Genomic DNA, 16,656 nt, shown 5'->3' on the forward strand with positions numbered 1-16,656 from the left:
TTATTTTACCTCATTTCCTTGCAATTTGGGACTGCACTTTTATGATAACACTCCAGGATATACCAGAAGAAAACGGATTATGGATACTTCACATCGGCGCCGATGGCAATGCAACCTTAAAAGATGCTGCTATTTATAAGTGTTGTAATAATTATGAATTTGCAGAATCGATGAAACAAACCTACGGTGATGCTTGCGCAGTCATATCCATTGGGTGTGCCGGAGAGCGTCTTTATAAAAATGCTTCGATTCAGATCACCGAGTTTAAATCAGGCCATCCCAGCCGTGCTGCTGCACGGGGAGGAATCGCTGCAGTTTTAGGAAGTAAAGGACTAAAGGCTGTCGTTATTGAGGAACCCGTTAAAAAATTTGAAGTGACATATGCTGATAAGGACAAGTTTAAAAAAGTTTGTTTACAGCTTAATAAAGTGATCGCTGAAGGGGCGAAAACTGACCCGTTCAGCATTATTGGAACCGCAGCGACAACGGATATTTCCGGTGCCTCCGGCATTTTACCTGTCGATAATTTTTCAGGGAAGTTTTTTGGCGATTATGAAAAAGTTGGCGCACAAGCGTTTTTAGATAAGCTGGAATCAAGCGGGGGAAGAAATCAGATTCCCTGTCAACCAGGGTGTGTAGTGCACTGTTCTAATTGCTACAATGATCCGAACGGAAATTATATAACATCTGGTTTTGAATACGAAACGATTGCATTATTCGGACCAAATTGTCATATTTCTGATTTGGATGCCATTGCCCGAATGGATCGATTATGTGACGATATCGGTGTCGATACGATGGAAACAGCCAATTCCATTGCAGTTTGTATGGATGCAGGAAAAATTGAGTGGGGAGATATTCCTGCTGTAATGGGTCTTTTGAATGAATTGAAAGAGGGAACAGAATTCGGGAATCTACTTGGTCAAGGTTGTGAAGCTGTGGGATTATACCTGGGATGTAAACGAATACCAGTCGTTAAACACCAGAGCATGGCAGGATATGATCCTAGAAACACCAAAGGAACGGGTATCACCTATGCAACTAGTCCTATGGGTGCTGACCACACCGCTGGCCTTACCATGGGTCGAGCATTTGATGATGCTGGTCGAACGGGCCAAGCCTATGCTTCCAATAAATTACAGGTGGCTATGTGTTTTGCCGACAGTATGATGTGTCTTTTCGCTTTTGCTCATACTGTTCCTGTTCTTCCTTTACTTGGGGAACTAATGGCAGCTCTTTATGGAGGAACTTCAGAATTTACCCGCGTGGCAACCATCGGCGTAACTACCCTTCTTACTGAAAGAGGATACAATAAAATGGCTGGTATGACAGCTAAAGATGACCGTCTCCCCGAGTTCTTCTATACAGACAGATCACCTGCTACTGGTTCGTTATTTGACATTAATGATTTGGAATTGGAAGTTTTGTTTGATTTCTGATGATTACTATTAATGGTATAGATTATCATGTTTGTCCTGGGTTGACGCTGGACAAATTTTTTATGAAATATGGCGTAGCACTTGATGGGACGAATATTGTTATTGTGGATGGTCGTGTACTATCACGAATTGATTTAGGAAATCAGCTAGCCCAAGACAATATGAAAATAACTGTTTTAAAACTAATCGGAGGCGGCTAATTGTAATCGTAATTTGTGCTGTAATTTGTTTGTAGAGAGTGTAAATTATTTTGTGCTTTTACGCATTCCAGATTAATGAAAAATTGAAGTGCAGATTTAAAGATTAAATTTCAAGACTATTTTTGCACATGATTCAAAGGCTGTCAATAATTAATATTGGCAGCCTTTATTGCTCAAGGATCGCATAGTATTGAACGACTTAATGACTCCATCAATCACATTGTTTTTAAATTTACTTCCCTGGTCGGTATGGAAATTTAAATCCGATCCAACCGGTATCTGATCCCGGCAAATGCTTCATAAACCAGCAGTGCTGTCTTATTATCAAAATCATTATTAAACTCCCCATAAGTGAATTTCTAAACGGTATTGACATAACCAAGGTGTTGTGAAAAATACGACAAAAAATAGGGGCAAAATAGCAGAAATAGCCAGAGTTTTTTGATTTTTCACAGTAGGTCACACTTTTGGTGGAGACATAATTCAAGAAATAAAAAAAAGAACCGCTAATTACAGCCATTCTTTTAAATAAATATTATTTTTTACTGGAGCTAGCGGGGGGAATCGAACCCCCGACCTACTGATTACGAATTAATCATATTAAACAACACCATCTCTCACCATCTTCATATTTCCCATTAAATAGCCATTCTACTAACTCATTTTCTTATAAACCGTCATGAAAAACAATCAAAAATCCTCAAAAAATTTAAAAGTGTCCCCAAATTGTCCCCAAGTCGTGGGTTTATAAAGCTGATTATAAAGCCGTTTTAATGATATAATAAAATAAAAACGGGAGAAACATCATGTCTAATGAAGAATTGGTTATGGCTTATCGTAATGGGGACAAATCAGCACTGGATCAAATCATTGAAAATAACCAGGGCCTTATCCATCATTTTGTTAATCAATACTATAATCTCACTGAAATATCATATCTTGAACGTGATGATCTGGTTCAATTGGGGAATATTGGCTTGATTGAAGCTGCTAAAGGGTTTGATCCTGATTATGATGTCAAATTCTCAACTTATGCCGGTGTAGCCATTAAAGGGCATATCTCCAGAGGATTGAGGTTTTCCTCTCCCTGGGAGAAGAGGAGCGACCGGGAAAGTGACCTGTGTCATGTGATCAGCGCTCATGAGCTGATTCCTGGAGCTGATGAAACAACATTCATGGATTTAATAGAAGATCCATCAGCCCTTAATGCCTTTCATCTGGCCAATGAAGAGGTTGACCGCTTAATCTTACGAGAAGACCTCTTCCATGTGATGGATCGTGTTTTCAATCCTGACGATAAAGAAAAGAATGCTCTCATTTTAAATCATGGCTTAAATGGACATGAGTACACTTTGAAAGAAATATCAGCTTTATATGGTGTTTCTCCGGAGAGGGCCCGACAATGGACTGCCAAGGGTTTGCGAAGGATCCGTGCTTCCTCTGCCGGCAAAGAATTGATGGCCAAATACAGAGATGAGTATGTTTGTAATACTCTTCTCCCAAAGCTGATAAAACACAGCCAGCGTAACCCTTATCTTTATGCTCAAAAGCTGGAAGACCTGGAAGATCTGGAATCTATTGATTATTTTCTTGATATGCTTGGGCTGTAATTTAATTTGCCGGTAACTTGCCAGCTTTATGCTTTGACCTGCTAAAACGATTCGTTCTGTCAATTATACCGTCCCCAAATAGAGAAACCGCCCTTCACAAAAAGGCGGTTTCTTTTATGTTCTGAGCCGTCACTCTTAATCAGGGTGATTGTTTATCTGTTTTTTTTAATAAGGATTCAGCAAATATAGCCCCCCCTTACCCTAAATTTCCAGATTTTCGTTCCTGCCTGGTTAGACATCGCGACCGTCACGAGGTGCTAAAAGTTTTTTATGCCCCCCACTACTGATCATGCTTAACCCCGCCTGTTAAGAGGTTTACCGCTTCCTGGAACCCCAATACAAAACCCTGGTACATGGCAGCACTGGCACAACAAGTAGACGTTTCTTCAATATCTTTCCGTATTTCGTCATCGTGTATTTTCTCCAACAAATGATAGAAATAAGTGATTAATTCGTCATATTCCGGGGAATCTTGATAAGAATCTCTGCTTTCTATTGATTCCAATAAAGCAGCCAGACTATCGTTCCCAATTCCATTACAAAGCTTTTGATAAGTATTCATTTATCATATCTCCTCTTCAATTTTATCTATAATTGTTCCCAGAACAAATCAATATCCTGAGTTCTGTAATCACGTTCTTTTGCCGAAATATCACCGATTCTATAGGCAAAACTAAGCATCCCGTATATTTCAAATAGAATCAATCTGGTTGTTTCAATACTATCCTCGAATTCTATCATTTGTTCCTTTTTACTTTTAATAAGCTTATCCAGTATTATCATGCGTTTTTGCCTATTCATTCTCCATTTCTCCCTTCATTTGCTGCACTGGAAAAGGTCGCCCTGGCTCAGTTCCCCCTTCCTGGCTGCGTGATCGTTCCGGTTGCCGTCGTGGCCTACATCATATTACTTTAAATGTCACATCGTGGCCGGTATTTTCTTTAATTAAGAGGCGCTTAACATCTTCCACTGTCAGATTGTTGTCAAGCGCTGCCTGGAGCACATCCACCAGTTTTACCCCATCGAGATAGGCCCAGATCTTTTTCTATTTTATTTTCATGGTTATTTCTTCCTTATGTCTGTAACCATGAAGAGGGCTTATCCTCTTCATACTCTCATTTGCTTACACCATTTTCAGCAAGTTGAATGCTTCATTGAAACCTATTTTAAATCCTTGGTATTTTGCCAAGTATATGAGATCGTCAAGCATCTTTTCTAATCTAAGAAATAACGCCTTATCCTCAATTTGATTCATTAGAGTTACAAATTCGTCTGCTACTATTAAAAATTCTGGTATGTCTAAATAATCATCTCGGTTCTCAACAGAATCCAATAACATACTTAAATGATTACCTTTAATGCTATTTGTGTACTTTTCAAAAACATTCATGATTTGATACTCTCCTTTTTTCGACTAGATTTTATTATCCTTTGTATTTCTTCCACATTGGCAAAGGTGGCAGCTTGCTGGAAGCCTGAGAATTTTAAATAATAAGCTGTAAAATCTCCGATGCCAAATCCACTTGCCCACCCATTGAGATAATTACTTCCAAAATCAACCGCTTTTTTTCCAAACAATTCTATCGCTCGGTTAATTAAAACACCGTCCGCATTACCAAATAAGACGGCCTCTTTTTCAAATAATTCTTTTACCTGAACACTGTTTAGCATTTTTCCTCCCGTCCGGAAGAGGTGCAGCCTCTCCCTAAGCAATCTGTGCTTTTATCCTCAAACCATAATATAAACCATTACCACCAACAATTTGTTTTAATGCCCCTTTTAAGGCCGTTCCGAAGTCCATGACCTTTGATAACCATTCAGCAACCGAAGAGGCCAAATAGCCTACACAGTAGGAATTGCCGTGGATCGTGGCCACCACTTCAATGGCATCCTCTTCAAAATATCCGGTAGTGTTTCTTTCAAGACTGATCGTGATTTCTGATGGGTCATATTGCTTCATGTGGTCAATGGCGGTCTGTCTCTTGCCCTGGGTGACCCCCTTAACAACAAGGGCTTTTCCCTTGGCCAGCTCCCAGGCTCTTTTAAATGCCTGGCTTTTGGTTAATCCGGTGGTTACCAGTTTGTTGGCGGTTCTTGCGATTTCTGATCGGTTATACATGTTGTGGTCTCCTTTCAATTTGTCAAATACATCTTATTGAGTATATTATAAATCTTAATGAGTATGTTGTCAATTACTAAATACACTATTTTGAGTATTTTATTGTTTTATTTGATTGCTTTCAACTCAAAAACAAGTTATAATATATTTAAAAGGAGGTGTGCTTAATGTCAGTATCTGATAAAATAAAATCATTATTGCAATTAAAAGGGGTTAAAAATAAAGACCTGGCCGATTATTTAGGGATCACTCCACAGTCAATGCGAAACAAATTTACAAGAGGGAGCTTTTCAGCAGAAGATTTGATACGCATCAGCGCTTTTTTAGGATGCAAATTATATTTTGACATGGATGGTGATATAAAAATCCCCCTTTCAACTGATGATCTCAGACCACCAGCACTAACAGATCAAACAGAACCCCAAGAATAGGCCCGTAAGGAGAGGATCAATCAAAGACCTCTTCTTTTTTCATGCAAATTATTGGCCAGATCCCCCCGCATTTTAACTCCCTCTTGAATCTGGTGTAATCTTATTCCTACCATAAACAAAACCGTTTAAATCGGCTTATCCAGCTTCATTTTATTAACAGTTCCTTGACGTGCGTATAATTTAGGCGTATAATATAGGCGTAGGGAGGATAGCAAATGACAACACGGGAAATAATGAAGATCCTGAAAAAGGACGGTTGGTTTGAAATTGAAACCAATGGTTCACATGTTCAGATGAAGCACCCAACAAAGGAAGGGAAAGTCACCGTTGTTAAACACTCGGGTGATCTTCCCAAGGGAACACTTAACAGCATCCTCAAACAGGCAGGGCTTAAATAGCCCTGTCACCCTATGAAAAGGAGTGGAAATCATGCGTAAATTAACTTATTTGGCAGTATTGGAGCCGTCTTCTGATGGTTACGGCGTTTATTTTCCGGATTTACCCGGTTGTATCAGTTTTGGGAAAGACATTGAAGAGGCTCAGCAAATGGCAAGGGAAGCGCTGGAGCTGCATATATATGGTATGGAAAAAGATGGTGATCCTCTTCCAGCACCATCAAAAGCCCTGGCAAAGGAAGATGTAGAAGACGGGATCATGACCGCCGTTACTGTTTTACCTGATCTGGTAAAGAATGATATGGAGAACCGCCGTGTTAAGACTAACGTCACTATTCCGGCATGGCTTAAAGATGCTGCTGAATCCAGGCATGTTAATTATTCGAAGTTGCTGGAAGCTGCTTTGATTGATTATCTCAATGTGAAAAGAGAGGTTCTGCGTTGAGCGTCAAAATAGGCAATGAAGAATTTACAGAGTTCAGCGACCTTTATAATAATGATCCGGATTTCATATCCTCCAAATTGCCGGGTATAAAGATGGTGTCCTGAATTGGGACTCCATCGGAAGAAATCATAGAAGCCCGGGCCAGCGCCTTGGCTTTTTTATTTGCTCAAATTTGAGTAAAAGACGATGGTCAAAACTGTCCACCGTGGGCCGCTGTTCTAAAATGCACATTATGCACTTTTCAGATATGCATGATCTGCACATCCGGCTTCTAAAGTGACAGTCCGTCACAATAGCCTGTAAAGTCAATAATCTTGACAGTTCAACTGTCCGTTTAAAGGACATCAGGCTTCAGATATCAGCTTTACCGACAACCGGTTTCGCCAACTTGGACAAAAATGTCCGAGTTCAACTGATTATGGTTTTGACAGCCGGTTTCGCTCCTCCAAATTGAGGAACGAGATATGATGGAATTATCCCACATCTGGCCCTGGCTCCAGTATCTGCAAACAACCGGCAAACAATTAGCTACCGTCATTCGTGTCGGTGCCAGATCCCCGGCCCCTGAAGGGGTTTCCAATATGGTAGGACCTTAAAGGGGGTACGCCCAACTTGGTAATACCTCTCCCCAAAATTGGGGACATCTTCAGGTACGGTATAACCTGTACCAGGCCATTTTTTATAATTGGTGTGCCTTAATCCGGGGTGTGTCGTGTTTTGCTACCCACCGGTCTCCCCAAACTGGGTATATGGCGTTTTACCACCCACCAAAACCCATGTTTTGAACCTGTCCAATTTTGGGCACACCCGGTATAACGGAAAAATCCGGTGTTATGAAGTTTTCTAAAGTCGGTAATCCCGACATTAGATTAACCCCCGAATTTTCATGGGTTAAATTCACACCTCAATTTTGAGGACTGGCAAGATCGGTTGAATTTTCGACCGATGTTTTTTCACGCTGTCAAAGCTGAAAATTCATCGCTGATATTTACCCCACCGAATTCTCACTGGTTACCAGATCGGCGCAATTTTTCGCCGGTGTTTTTTCCACAATATTCATTTTCCAAGAAGAGGTCAAGATTGCTAAAAAAAATATTTCCTGCATTCGCTCTATTGGAAGAAGTTACCCTATCCAATGAAAATGTTTTTTGGAATTCTTCATTTAAGGTGGGGGGATTGGCTCGGCTACAGCATTTTTTTAATCTTCTCATCGTCTTCATTGCCTTTGTTCCTTTTCCGGGTTGCTCGTCGTTGCCGGTGTTTAGCACAAATGATTATCCCATTAACCACGTCATACTGTAGCTCTGAATAGTTTTACCTGTTCTTTACGTGGTGTACAATGGTTCCTTCTTAGTGTATTCCATAGCGCTTAACATGGACATAATTCAAATTTAGATTGTGATTATTAACTTTATGATTCATACTGCTTTCTTGAAAGTACATGTAATCGCTTATTTTCATGGAATTATTATTCAAAAAGTCAAAAATAAAGTGTGTGTGCAAATTGGGAACCCTATGCAATGTGCAGCTGATTACTAAATCGCACACCCCCGGGGGCTTGATATATCGCTTGAACCTACTCCTATTGCTTTTACTTGTGCAGTGTGCAACTTATTACCTTGCTATAACCTTGCCCTATTTGCAGCTTATTAATGGCTTGTGTTTTACAGTTCTTAAGGTGGTGAAAATTCAGGGACAAAACGCCCCCTGTTAGGTCAGCGAGGATCATGGGCAATACTCCATTAACTTCTATTTTGGCAAGCGCTGGGAGCCGTGGCCATCCGCTCCCAATCCGTTTATAATATTTCTCATAAAAAACTATCGCAAGAAGAAGATCCCTAATGATTCTTGAACCCTATCGAATGACGACCCGTATCTTTAAACCCATTTTTTTTATGACCGGGAGTGTGGCCCATGGTGTATCCCGGATCCCGGCTCTTCCGGATCACTGGCCAACGCCACCTGCAGCATGAGCCACCCCCCTCACATGTGGGAACGTTTTTTCTGATGATTCTTGAACCCTATTGAATGACCTCTTCTTACCGATGTTTTCTTTATTCCAGTGGTATGCTTAACCTCTTATGGTTCGCCAATATATCAAATTAAAACACCTTGATCTAACCTTATGCTTTTTACCACCCTTTTTTCACTGAACATATGTTCATATTAAAAGGCAATTACCCCGTCATGCTGCGCCATTATCAATGCCATTACGTCCATGAGCGAATCACCCCAGGAACTTTTTAATAAAATACTCCTGCCCTTTTACCGTGACCATTGTCTTAATGCTTACGTCATGTTCACCATATGGTTTCGTAAATGGGACATGCTCAATTTCAAGCAAGCCATTATTAATGTATTCCTGCATTGGTATATTGTATTTTCCGTCATAATATACATATTTGTTTGTTCTAAGCCAGTCAAACAACTTATTTGGCCCAGTGTCCACACCATTTTGTGTCAATATTTTGGCTAGTTCTCCTACTTCAATTGAAGTTTCGCTCGCTGTTAACGCCTCTGCCAGAAGAACCTTTGACCTTTGATCTCGCAACTGAGCATCTCTTGAGTCAATTATCTTCTGTGCTTGAAGAACAGCCAGCGCCATGAATTCCTCTCCCTGTGGCTGATTTATCCTTTTGATCTCGCTTTCCATCTGGTTAAACGCCTCAATATATCTAAGTCTCCAGACATCAGCCTTCGAACCAGTAAACCCCATGGCTATAAAACTAAATCCATCTCGTGTAAGTAAAAATTCTTTGTATTCATTCCCATTATGTAAAAATGAGCTCTCAATAAAATAAGTGTTAACTACGAAATTTTCCGTAGTTAAAATATGGATTTTGCTTTCAATCACCTTTACGACATCATTATGCCTCTTCTCAAATCTTTCCGCAATCTCCCTGCTGCTGACAAATAACAAACCGTCTTTGTTTTCAATATTGATTAAATCGTTCATTTCATTTTCCTCTCTGGTTTCATGGCCGGATTTTCGGCTTTGATAATCGATTTGCTCTTTTTTGGGTAATGACCTCTTCTTTTGCCACCCTGATCATGCGATATACCTGGTATGGCCACCCAGTGAAATCATGGAAGCCCTCCCGGATGCTGTCAGTCTCAATGATGTACCCTTTAACTGGCTCCGGCACCTTACGCCATTCTTTTGCTTTAATGATTTCTTTCTTAATTTCCGGCTTCTTTAGGTTTTTACTGGCATTCCATCGCTTCTTTGAAGGGCTGCCGGTTTCTCTAAAGGTTTTTCTTGTCTCTTTAATCAGATAATGGGCCAATTCACTATATTGGCCGGTATCATCAAGGTATGTGAATTTAACCCGGCCTTTTTGCCATAACCTTGCAAAATCTTTTACTGTCACAGGATCTATCGTGTTTGCAATTAGATGATGGTGAATGGATTTATTTTTATATTCCGTGACTATGATATACCTGAGCTCCTCTTCATTTTTTCGGTACTCTGCCCGAATCTTCCGGATAAACTTTTCAAGCTCAATCTTCGCCTCTTCTGGTGCCAGCCTTTTTTCCTTTGCATAGGTAAGAACAATATGCAAATCACCTGGGCCATAATTTGTATTAATGAGCCTTCTCAGATTTGTTTCTGAATTCCTCTCATTGATCTTTTGCATCTGCTCCGGCGTTGGCTTATGATTCTCACCTCTGGTAATTCCTTTTATATTAAACCTGGTCGTAAACCGTTTTGTTATTTCAATGGTTTTGCCAGCTCTGCAGGTCTCTTTGATGTATGGCATTTTGATAACCCCTCATTGTGAAAGATATTGTCGGTAGATTAATAACCTTATCAAGTCTAAAAGCTGATTACTCAGCCGTTTTTTACTTGTTATCCATCATATAAAAAGGTATAATTAGATAACAGGTTATTTAAAGAACGCTATAGCATCCAAGCTTTAGCAGCGGTCTTTTCTTATTCAGTTATTTGTGATAAAAACACAACACTCTTTTAAAACTCTCCTCTATGGTATGGCGTGCCTGGGAGAGTTTTTTCATGTCTTTTTCTGGTACTTTCTGCCAATGGCGTCACGAATCGTTACCCCATCGCTTGCTTTGTCATAAAATTAATGGGAAGAGGCCGGAAGTCTGCCAAGATGTCAGACTGCTGGAACCTTCCCATTTAATTACGTTATGCTGTTGACAATGTCCCATGAATGACAATCGCCTTTTTCCCGTCCATTTACAAAATTCCGATATTTTTCTTGTATGCCTCCATTCTTTCTAAAGAGATCACCTTTTCCTTTTTAGCCAGTGCCTCTTCTGGGGCATCTTCCGCAAACGGGTCACTCAAATAATTGATAAGCTGATCCAAATTGATTAATTTTTTTCGCCCGGCCTTTACGCATTTGATCTTACCTTGATCTACAAGCCGTCTGATGGCGCATTCTGTGAGTGAGGTGTTCTGATCTAGGGCTTTTAATTCCTCAGCGCTTTGAGGGATGGTTCTCATTCTTGGGGTTTTCATGTTATACCGCCTCCTTTTCTTTCTTTAATTCCTCAATTGCATTATAAATCTTCTGTTTTTCCTCTTCTGGCAGTTCGTGACGCATTTTGCGATAAAAGGTTGAATCTGCCATGTTAATCCGATCCGCAATCATCCATTGGTATAAACCTGCATTTTTAATTGAATCTTTAATATCTTTGTTATTCATCTTGTTAGCTCCTTTTTATAAAATAGTTGTAGTTGTTGTTTATTCTTGCTATAATTAATTATAAGGCAAGAGCTGCAGTTGTGCAATTAAAAATTGCACATAATAAAAAAATGCTAGATATACTTACATTTGGAGGTGTTTAATATGGAAGAGGTAATATTTACTGGTTACGAAAGTAATTTTGCAATGCGGTTGAGGGATTTGATGAATGAATTTGGAACTACGCAAAAGAATTTAGCTGATATTACCAAAATTACAAGACAGGCTATTGCTCAGTATATGGAAGGAAGTGTACAACCAAATGTTGAGAGACTTTATAAAATAGCTAATTATTTTCATGTATCAGCTGATTATCTGCTTGGAATCACGGACCAAAGAACTTCTAATATCGATGATCAGAAGATTCATGAAATTACAGGTTTGAGCTGCGAGGCAATTGATAAACTAAAAAGGTTCAATAAATATTTGCCTGGTATTTTAATACCGACATTGAACGAATTGATAGAGTATGAGGATAACCCCGAATGTCTTGCTTTATCTTATAATTCAAGATATAGAAGTTGCCTTTCTTCTGATACTGAAGTGCGAACGGAACTCCATAATATTTTAAAATCCTCTAAAGATCTGCTTTCATTCAGCAATGGTCATATCGAAGGCCCACTTTTGTTAATTGAAGAGTACTTTAATGGTATCGTAGATAAAAAAAGCTATTTAGATATTAAAATCGAAGACACTTCAGTTAGCGAAATTAGTACTCAACGGATTATTGACACAGTTTTTTTTGACACAATTAAAGATTCATTGGCTGAAATGAGAAACCAAAATGAACGTAAAGGCGTTAAAGCAAGCATCCGTCAAAAAACACATCCAGAGACATTAGAAGAAATTAACCTTTCTTTATCGCTTGATCAAATACATTTTGATGAAATTGCGGATTCATTTAAAAACGAATTTAAAACCGCACTTATTGCTGAAGGTGTCGACGATTTAGAACTTGATAAAATAATAGAAGAGGCTATAAAAGAAGAGGAGGACTAACCCATGGCCAACATAGAAAAGCGAGGAAATGCCTTCCGGATCGTTGTTTCTGGCGGTTTCGATGTTAACGGCAAAAGAATTAAACACACTATGAACTATAAACCCCCAGAGGGATTAAGCCCCACCAAATTAAAGAAGGATCTGGACAGGGCAGCCCTGGAGTTTGAGGAAAAATGCAATCTGGGCTACGTCATGGACAGTAACACGAAGCTCATTGATTTTATTGAAATCTGGTTTAAAAATTATGTGGGTAATAAGAACCTCTCCCCGGTGACGGTAAAAGGTTATCAGGATCTCTCATTGAAAATTGCTGAACATCTGGGACACTTGAAAATGGGAAAGATTACCTCAAAGCATATACAGGACTTTTATAATCTGATCAAAGCCGGTACTGGTATGCGTGGCGGAGAGAAATACCAGGTTACGCCTGAATACCTAACCATTGTGGCCAAAATGAAGCAGAGGGACATCTCAGAAAAAGCCGGGATTAATGATGATACACTCAGGCGTCTTAAAAAAGGTGGTAACACTACTCTTGAAATCGCCCGTAAGGTGGCCGATGCTATTGGTAAAGACTTTGACAGCCTCTTCATATCAACAAACCCTCAAAAACAAGTATCCAATGATACAGTTTTACATTATCACCGGTTACTGAATAACATCATGAATACCGCTGTGAGATGGGGCGTTATTCCCTTCAACCCGATTGAAAAGCGTGTGGAGCTGCCCAAAACAGAGCGAAAGGAACAGGCTTATATGGATGATAAGGAAGCCATGGCATTTCTTGAGCTGCTGGAAGAGGAACCCATCAAATATAAGCTTGCCCTAAACCTCCTGATATACAGTGGCTTAAGACGTGGTGAGATTGGCGGTCTGAAATGGTCAGATATCGACTTTGAAGATAAGATCATTACCGTTAAGCGGGCCTTAAAATATGTTACTGGCCAGGGCATCATTGAAGGGGATCCCAAAACCTTTAAATCTAAGCGTAGCGTGAAGCTACCTGATTTCATCTTTGATCTGTTTAGGAGCTATAAAGTCTGGCAGCTGACAGAGCGCCTTAAAGTCGGCGATCAATGGATTGATCATGACTATATCTTCACCAGATGGAACGGGGAACCCATGAACCTTGACACCATCGGCGGTTATCTTAAAAAATTTACCGATAAGCATGGATTAAAGCCGGTGCATCTGCACTCTCTCAGGCACACAAACGCCTCGATCCTTATTGCCAGTGGTGTGGATCTAAAAACGGTGTCTTCCCGGCTGGGCCATTCCAATATCTCCACGACTGGTAATATTTATGCCCATGTGATCAATACGGCCGACGCAAAAGCCAGTGATGCACTGGAAAATATTTTAATCAAAACTTCCGTCAAAGCTCAATAACATTTCGCTATTGAGCTTATCATTTTTCAAAAGTGTCCCCAAATTGTCCCCAACTCATGGGTTTTTCGCCCTTAATCAGCTTTTCGGCAATAAAAAAAGAGAACCAAAACGGCTCTCTCATGCGATTCTTACTGGAGCTAGCGGGGGGAATCGAACCCCCGACCTACTGATTACGAATCAGTTGCGCTACCATCTGTGCCACGCCAGCAGTAAAACTTACTGCACTATCATAACACAAACCCTGGCTCCATTTCAATATTTTTTTACCATTTACCTTTTGAGATATGACCAGCTATTTCTGCTTTGCACATTTCCTTGATGACATAACAATCTGCTTCGGCTTTCTGAAAAATATGCAGACATCCTGGATCCAGATTAATTTCGGCACCTTTTCTTGAAAGATGAACAATCTTTTCAGCCAACCCAATCACTTCCATATGAATATCGTTGGTAACATAGGAGTCATATACTTTTTTAGCCTCTTCGTCACTTAAAGCTGCAAATTGCTCCCGGGGAGCTCCACATTTAGGACAATTTTCCGGGGCTTCAAGGCCTTCCATCTTATAACCGCAGACACCACATTTCCATAGCTTTTTCATTTATTACCCTCCATTTACTTTTTTTCTTTCAGTTTTTCTTTGACTGATACTATTATATACCCAAAATCACAATAATTACCACTTTGATTAAAAAATAACGATAATTATTTATCCTTGTGTAAACCTTTAACTGCATGTTAAAATGATGACAATTAAATACCAGAGTAGACAAGATGCGTAAAGTGTTAAAGGATGGGAAGTTGCCTTTAAACGAAATGTGACCATTGCGGTATCTTGTCGCTTCCGCTGTTACAATGCAGATTGTAGGTTGCGGAAGCATTACTTTAAACTCAAGGAGGTTTTATGAAAAGTAATGCTTTTATTAGTAGTTCCACCCGAACCCGGGTCATGGTGAACTGTGGGCTACTCATTGCCATCAGCATCGTGCTGAAGATTCTGTTTGAGGTGTACATCCCTCTTGGTGGCTTTCCTTCATTACGGTTAAACATCACTGCTTTGCCAATTATGCTAAGTGGTATCCTGTTTGGACCGCTAGCAGGTTTCGCCGTAGGTTTTATATCCGATATCCTCTGCTTTATTATTAAGCCAGGTGGCCCTTTCTTTATCGGATTTACCTTAGCCAGTGGGTTGACTGGTTTAATTCCGGGTTTACTCTTTATGCTGTTGCGAAAAAAAGAAGTAAAATATCTGGAATGGTTCAACCTGGTTTTTATCGTTCTGGCTACAATTATTCTGGCTGTTTCCGGCACCTTTGGTTTCGACAATGGTACCATTTATTATGCTGGTGAACCGATCAGCACAATTGTCTTTGTACTCTTTATTGCTTTAATGATTGCATTTGCGGTCTTCCCCATTATTGTTGTAAAGAAATCAAATCTTGACAATGAATTTCGCAGTGATCATATTCTGTTTATCGTCAGTGTTTCACAATTGGTCACATCAATATTGTTAAACACCTGGTTTTTGAGCATTCTTTATGGACAGGCAGTTGCTGTATTGCTACCTGCCCGAATCATTACCAACATTTTCCTGATTCCGTTATATACAATCATGCTCGTTGGTTTATTAAAAGTCCTTCCCAGCTTCATTAAACAACGTTAGTTACAAATAAGTAAAAGATGCAGCACTATCTGTTGCCTCTTTTACTTTTTTTCATTTTCAGCAAATACGTTCTTCACTATATTATTTCTTTTGTCAAAATCACGCTTTAATTTTTTCTTAATTTCCATGCAGATAAAAATGTAAATACCGATCAAATTTGTTCTGATTGCTTGAGTATTATCACAAAAGATAGTATACTGATACTACTGTCGCTAAATAAAAATGTCATATAAAACAACAAGCAAAATGTGATAACACTTAGGAGGTTTTCAAAATGGGACTAGTAACATCAACTGAAATGTTCAAAAAAGCTTATGACGGTGGCTATGCCGTCGGGGCTTTTAATGTTAATAATATGGAAATAATCCAGGGAATCGTAGAAGCAGCTGCCGAAGAACAAGCGCCTCTTATCTTACAAGTATCGGCAGGGGCCAGAAAATATGCCCATCCGGTCTATCTTAAAAAATTGGTTGAAGCAGCCGTCGAAGTCACTGGTTTGGATATCTGCCTCCACTTAGATCACGGTGATGATTTCGAGATTTGCAAAGCCTGTGTCGATGGCGGTTTTACCTCGGTTATGATCGATGGTTCAAAACACTCCTTCACTGAAAATATTGCCTTAACCAAGCAAGTGGTCGAATACGCTCATGATCATGGCGTTGTCGTTGAAGCCGAGCTGGGAAAACTGGCTGGCGTTGAAGATGATGTCAACGTCGATACCCGCAATGCAACCTATACTGATCCCGATGAAGCGGTCGAGTTTGTTGAACGAACTGGCTGTGATTCGTTAGCTATAACAATTGGCACCAGCCATGGTGCTTTCAAATTTAAAGGCGAACCCCGACTGGATTTTGAACGGCTTTACAAAATTTCCGACATGCTCCCCGGCTTTCCTTTGGTACTCCATGGGGCCTCTTCGGTTCCCAAAGAGTTCGTCAATCTTTGCAATCAATACGGTGGACAAATTCCTGGCGCTCAGGGTGTTCCCGAAGACATGTTGCGAAAAGCTGCAAAATCTGGCGTTTGTAAAATCAATATCGATACCGATCTGCGTCTGGCCATGACTGCCTCGATCCGCCAGGTTTTTGTTGAAAATCCCGGTTGGTTCGATCCCCGTCAATATTTGGGACCTGGTCGATCCGCCATCAAAGCCATGGTTGCCCATAAAATTAAAAATGTCCTGGACTGCAGCCACAAACGATAATTTATTTTATCCTTAACGTGTTTCTCCGTTTTTTGAGCATCGCACAAGCTAA

At 40.0% G+C, this 16,656-nt stretch carries 21 protein-coding genes, 1 tRNA gene and 1 riboswitch; of the genes, 11 read left to right on the top strand and 11 right to left on the bottom strand.

The features are described from left to right. The 3 genes from Q7P33_RS06860 to Q7P33_RS06870 form a co-directional block, all read left to right on the top strand. Positions 1-1,439, top strand: a 1,439-nt coding sequence (locus Q7P33_RS06860; protein ID WP_303868728.1) for an aldehyde ferredoxin oxidoreductase C-terminal domain-containing protein, incomplete at its 5' end; no start/stop codon positions are given. Next, complete coding sequence (locus Q7P33_RS06865; RefSeq protein ID WP_303868730.1) at positions 1,439-1,639, top strand: hypothetical protein; 201 nt, start codon at positions 1,439-1,441, stop codon at positions 1,637-1,639. The genes Q7P33_RS06860 and Q7P33_RS06865, both read left to right, overlap by 1 nt. Positions 1,640-2,445: 806 nt before the next feature. Continuing rightward, complete coding sequence (locus Q7P33_RS06870; protein ID WP_303868731.1) at positions 2,446-3,249, top strand: sigma-70 family RNA polymerase sigma factor; 804 nt, start codon at positions 2,446-2,448, stop codon at positions 3,247-3,249. Between the two features lie 280 nt (positions 3,250-3,529). On the opposite strand, the gene Q7P33_RS06875 is transcribed toward Q7P33_RS06870, so the two are convergent. The 5 genes from Q7P33_RS06875 to Q7P33_RS06895 all read right to left on the bottom strand — a co-directional run bounded on the left by Q7P33_RS06875 (position 3,530) and on the right by Q7P33_RS06895 (position 5,368). Further along, the gene (locus Q7P33_RS06875; protein WP_303868732.1) at positions 3,530-3,811 is read right to left on the bottom strand and encodes a hypothetical protein; all 282 of its coding nucleotides are present in this window, start codon (positions 3,809-3,811) and stop codon (positions 3,530-3,532) included. 26 nt (positions 3,812-3,837) lie between these two features. Next, complete coding sequence (locus Q7P33_RS06880; protein WP_303868734.1) at positions 3,838-4,050, bottom strand: hypothetical protein; 213 nt, start codon at positions 4,048-4,050, stop codon at positions 3,838-3,840. Positions 4,051-4,372: 322 nt separating this feature from the next. Continuing rightward, positions 4,373-4,639 (bottom strand): hypothetical protein, encoded by a 267-nt coding sequence (locus Q7P33_RS06885; RefSeq protein ID WP_303868736.1) that lies wholly within the window; start codon positions 4,637-4,639, stop codon positions 4,373-4,375. Continuing rightward, positions 4,636-4,920 (bottom strand): hypothetical protein, encoded by a 285-nt coding sequence (locus Q7P33_RS06890; protein WP_303868737.1) that lies wholly within the window; start codon positions 4,918-4,920, stop codon positions 4,636-4,638. The genes Q7P33_RS06885 and Q7P33_RS06890 overlap by 4 nt, the downstream gene beginning before the upstream one ends. Before the next feature lie 34 nt (positions 4,921-4,954). Then, the gene (locus tag Q7P33_RS06895; RefSeq protein ID WP_303868739.1) at positions 4,955-5,368 is read right to left on the bottom strand and encodes a hypothetical protein; all 414 of its coding nucleotides are present in this window, start codon (positions 5,366-5,368) and stop codon (positions 4,955-4,957) included. Between the two features lie 167 nt (positions 5,369-5,535). On the opposite strand from Q7P33_RS06895, the gene Q7P33_RS06900 reads away from it, so the two are divergent. From Q7P33_RS06900 to Q7P33_RS06915, 4 genes are all read left to right on the top strand, one after another. Next, positions 5,536-5,799 (top strand): helix-turn-helix domain-containing protein, encoded by a 264-nt coding sequence (locus Q7P33_RS06900; RefSeq protein ID WP_303868741.1) that lies wholly within the window; start codon positions 5,536-5,538, stop codon positions 5,797-5,799. Positions 5,800-6,014: 215 nt separating this feature from the next. Next, the gene (locus Q7P33_RS06905) at positions 6,015-6,197 is read left to right on the top strand and encodes a type II toxin-antitoxin system HicA family toxin (protein WP_148637594.1); all 183 of its coding nucleotides are present in this window, start codon (positions 6,015-6,017) and stop codon (positions 6,195-6,197) included. 31 nt (positions 6,198-6,228) lie between these two features. Next, entirely contained in the window at positions 6,229-6,639 is a 411-nt protein-coding gene (locus Q7P33_RS06910) for a type II toxin-antitoxin system HicB family antitoxin (protein ID WP_303868743.1), read from the top strand. 464 nt (positions 6,640-7,103) lie between these two features. Then, a complete protein-coding gene (locus tag Q7P33_RS06915; RefSeq protein WP_303868745.1) occupies positions 7,104-7,235 on the top strand; it encodes a hypothetical protein in 132 nt (43 codons plus the stop codon). A gap of 1,631 nt (positions 7,236-8,866) precedes the next feature. Here Q7P33_RS06915 and Q7P33_RS06920 read toward each other — a convergent pair. The 4 genes from Q7P33_RS06920 to Q7P33_RS06935 all read right to left on the bottom strand — a co-directional run bounded on the left by Q7P33_RS06920 (position 8,867) and on the right by Q7P33_RS06935 (position 11,312). Further along, positions 8,867-9,595: a Rha family transcriptional regulator gene (locus tag Q7P33_RS06920; protein ID WP_303868746.1), complete on the bottom strand. Its 729-nt coding sequence runs from the start codon at positions 9,593-9,595 to the stop codon at positions 8,867-8,869. Positions 9,596-9,614: 19 nt separating this feature from the next. Continuing rightward, positions 9,615-10,400 (bottom strand): hypothetical protein, encoded by a 786-nt coding sequence (locus Q7P33_RS06925; RefSeq protein WP_303868748.1) that lies wholly within the window; start codon positions 10,398-10,400, stop codon positions 9,615-9,617. Positions 10,401-10,840: 440 nt separating this feature from the next. Continuing rightward, positions 10,841-11,125 (bottom strand): DNA-binding protein, encoded by a 285-nt coding sequence (locus Q7P33_RS06930; RefSeq protein ID WP_303868750.1) that lies wholly within the window; start codon positions 11,123-11,125, stop codon positions 10,841-10,843. A 1-nt stretch (position 11,126) separates the two neighbouring features. Continuing rightward, on the bottom strand, positions 11,127-11,312 hold the full coding sequence (locus Q7P33_RS06935) for a hypothetical protein (RefSeq protein ID WP_303868751.1): 186 nt from the start codon (positions 11,310-11,312) through the stop codon (positions 11,127-11,129). A 144-nt stretch (positions 11,313-11,456) separates the two neighbouring features. Here Q7P33_RS06935 and Q7P33_RS06940 point away from each other — a divergent pair, with 144 nt between their 5' ends. Together Q7P33_RS06940 and Q7P33_RS06945 are read left to right on the top strand one after the other, a co-directional pair. Next, positions 11,457-12,350: a helix-turn-helix domain-containing protein gene (locus tag Q7P33_RS06940; protein ID WP_303868752.1), complete on the top strand. Its 894-nt coding sequence runs from the start codon at positions 11,457-11,459 to the stop codon at positions 12,348-12,350. A 3-nt stretch (positions 12,351-12,353) separates the two neighbouring features. Then, a complete protein-coding gene (locus Q7P33_RS06945; protein ID WP_303868753.1) occupies positions 12,354-13,739 on the top strand; it encodes a tyrosine-type recombinase/integrase in 1,386 nt (461 codons plus the stop codon). Positions 13,740-13,871: 132 nt separating this feature from the next. Here the strand turns inward: Q7P33_RS06945 and Q7P33_RS06950 are convergent. Beyond that, positions 13,872-13,947 (bottom strand) — tRNA-Thr (locus tag Q7P33_RS06950). Positions 13,948-14,002: 55 nt separating this feature from the next. Beyond that, complete coding sequence (locus Q7P33_RS06955; protein WP_070372496.1) at positions 14,003-14,338, bottom strand: rubredoxin-like domain-containing protein; 336 nt, start codon at positions 14,336-14,338, stop codon at positions 14,003-14,005. A gap of 158 nt (positions 14,339-14,496) precedes the next feature. Further along, positions 14,497-14,589: riboswitch (THF riboswitch) on the top strand. 52 nt (positions 14,590-14,641) lie between these two features. On the opposite strand from Q7P33_RS06955, the gene Q7P33_RS06960 reads away from it, so the two are divergent. Both Q7P33_RS06960 and fba read left to right on the top strand, forming a co-directional pair. After that, the gene (locus Q7P33_RS06960) at positions 14,642-15,400 is read left to right on the top strand and encodes a folate family ECF transporter S component (protein ID WP_303868755.1); all 759 of its coding nucleotides are present in this window, start codon (positions 14,642-14,644) and stop codon (positions 15,398-15,400) included. A 274-nt stretch (positions 15,401-15,674) separates the two neighbouring features. Further along, positions 15,675-16,604: a class II fructose-1,6-bisphosphate aldolase gene (gene fba, locus Q7P33_RS06965; RefSeq protein WP_303868757.1), complete on the top strand. Its 930-nt coding sequence runs from the start codon at positions 15,675-15,677 to the stop codon at positions 16,602-16,604. Positions 16,605-16,656: the final 52 nt, after the last annotated feature.

Origin of the sequence: Acetobacterium wieringae (genome assembly GCF_026646375.1) — a bacterium.
Lineage (GTDB): Bacteria > Bacillota > Clostridia > Eubacteriales > Eubacteriaceae > Acetobacterium > Acetobacterium wieringae_A.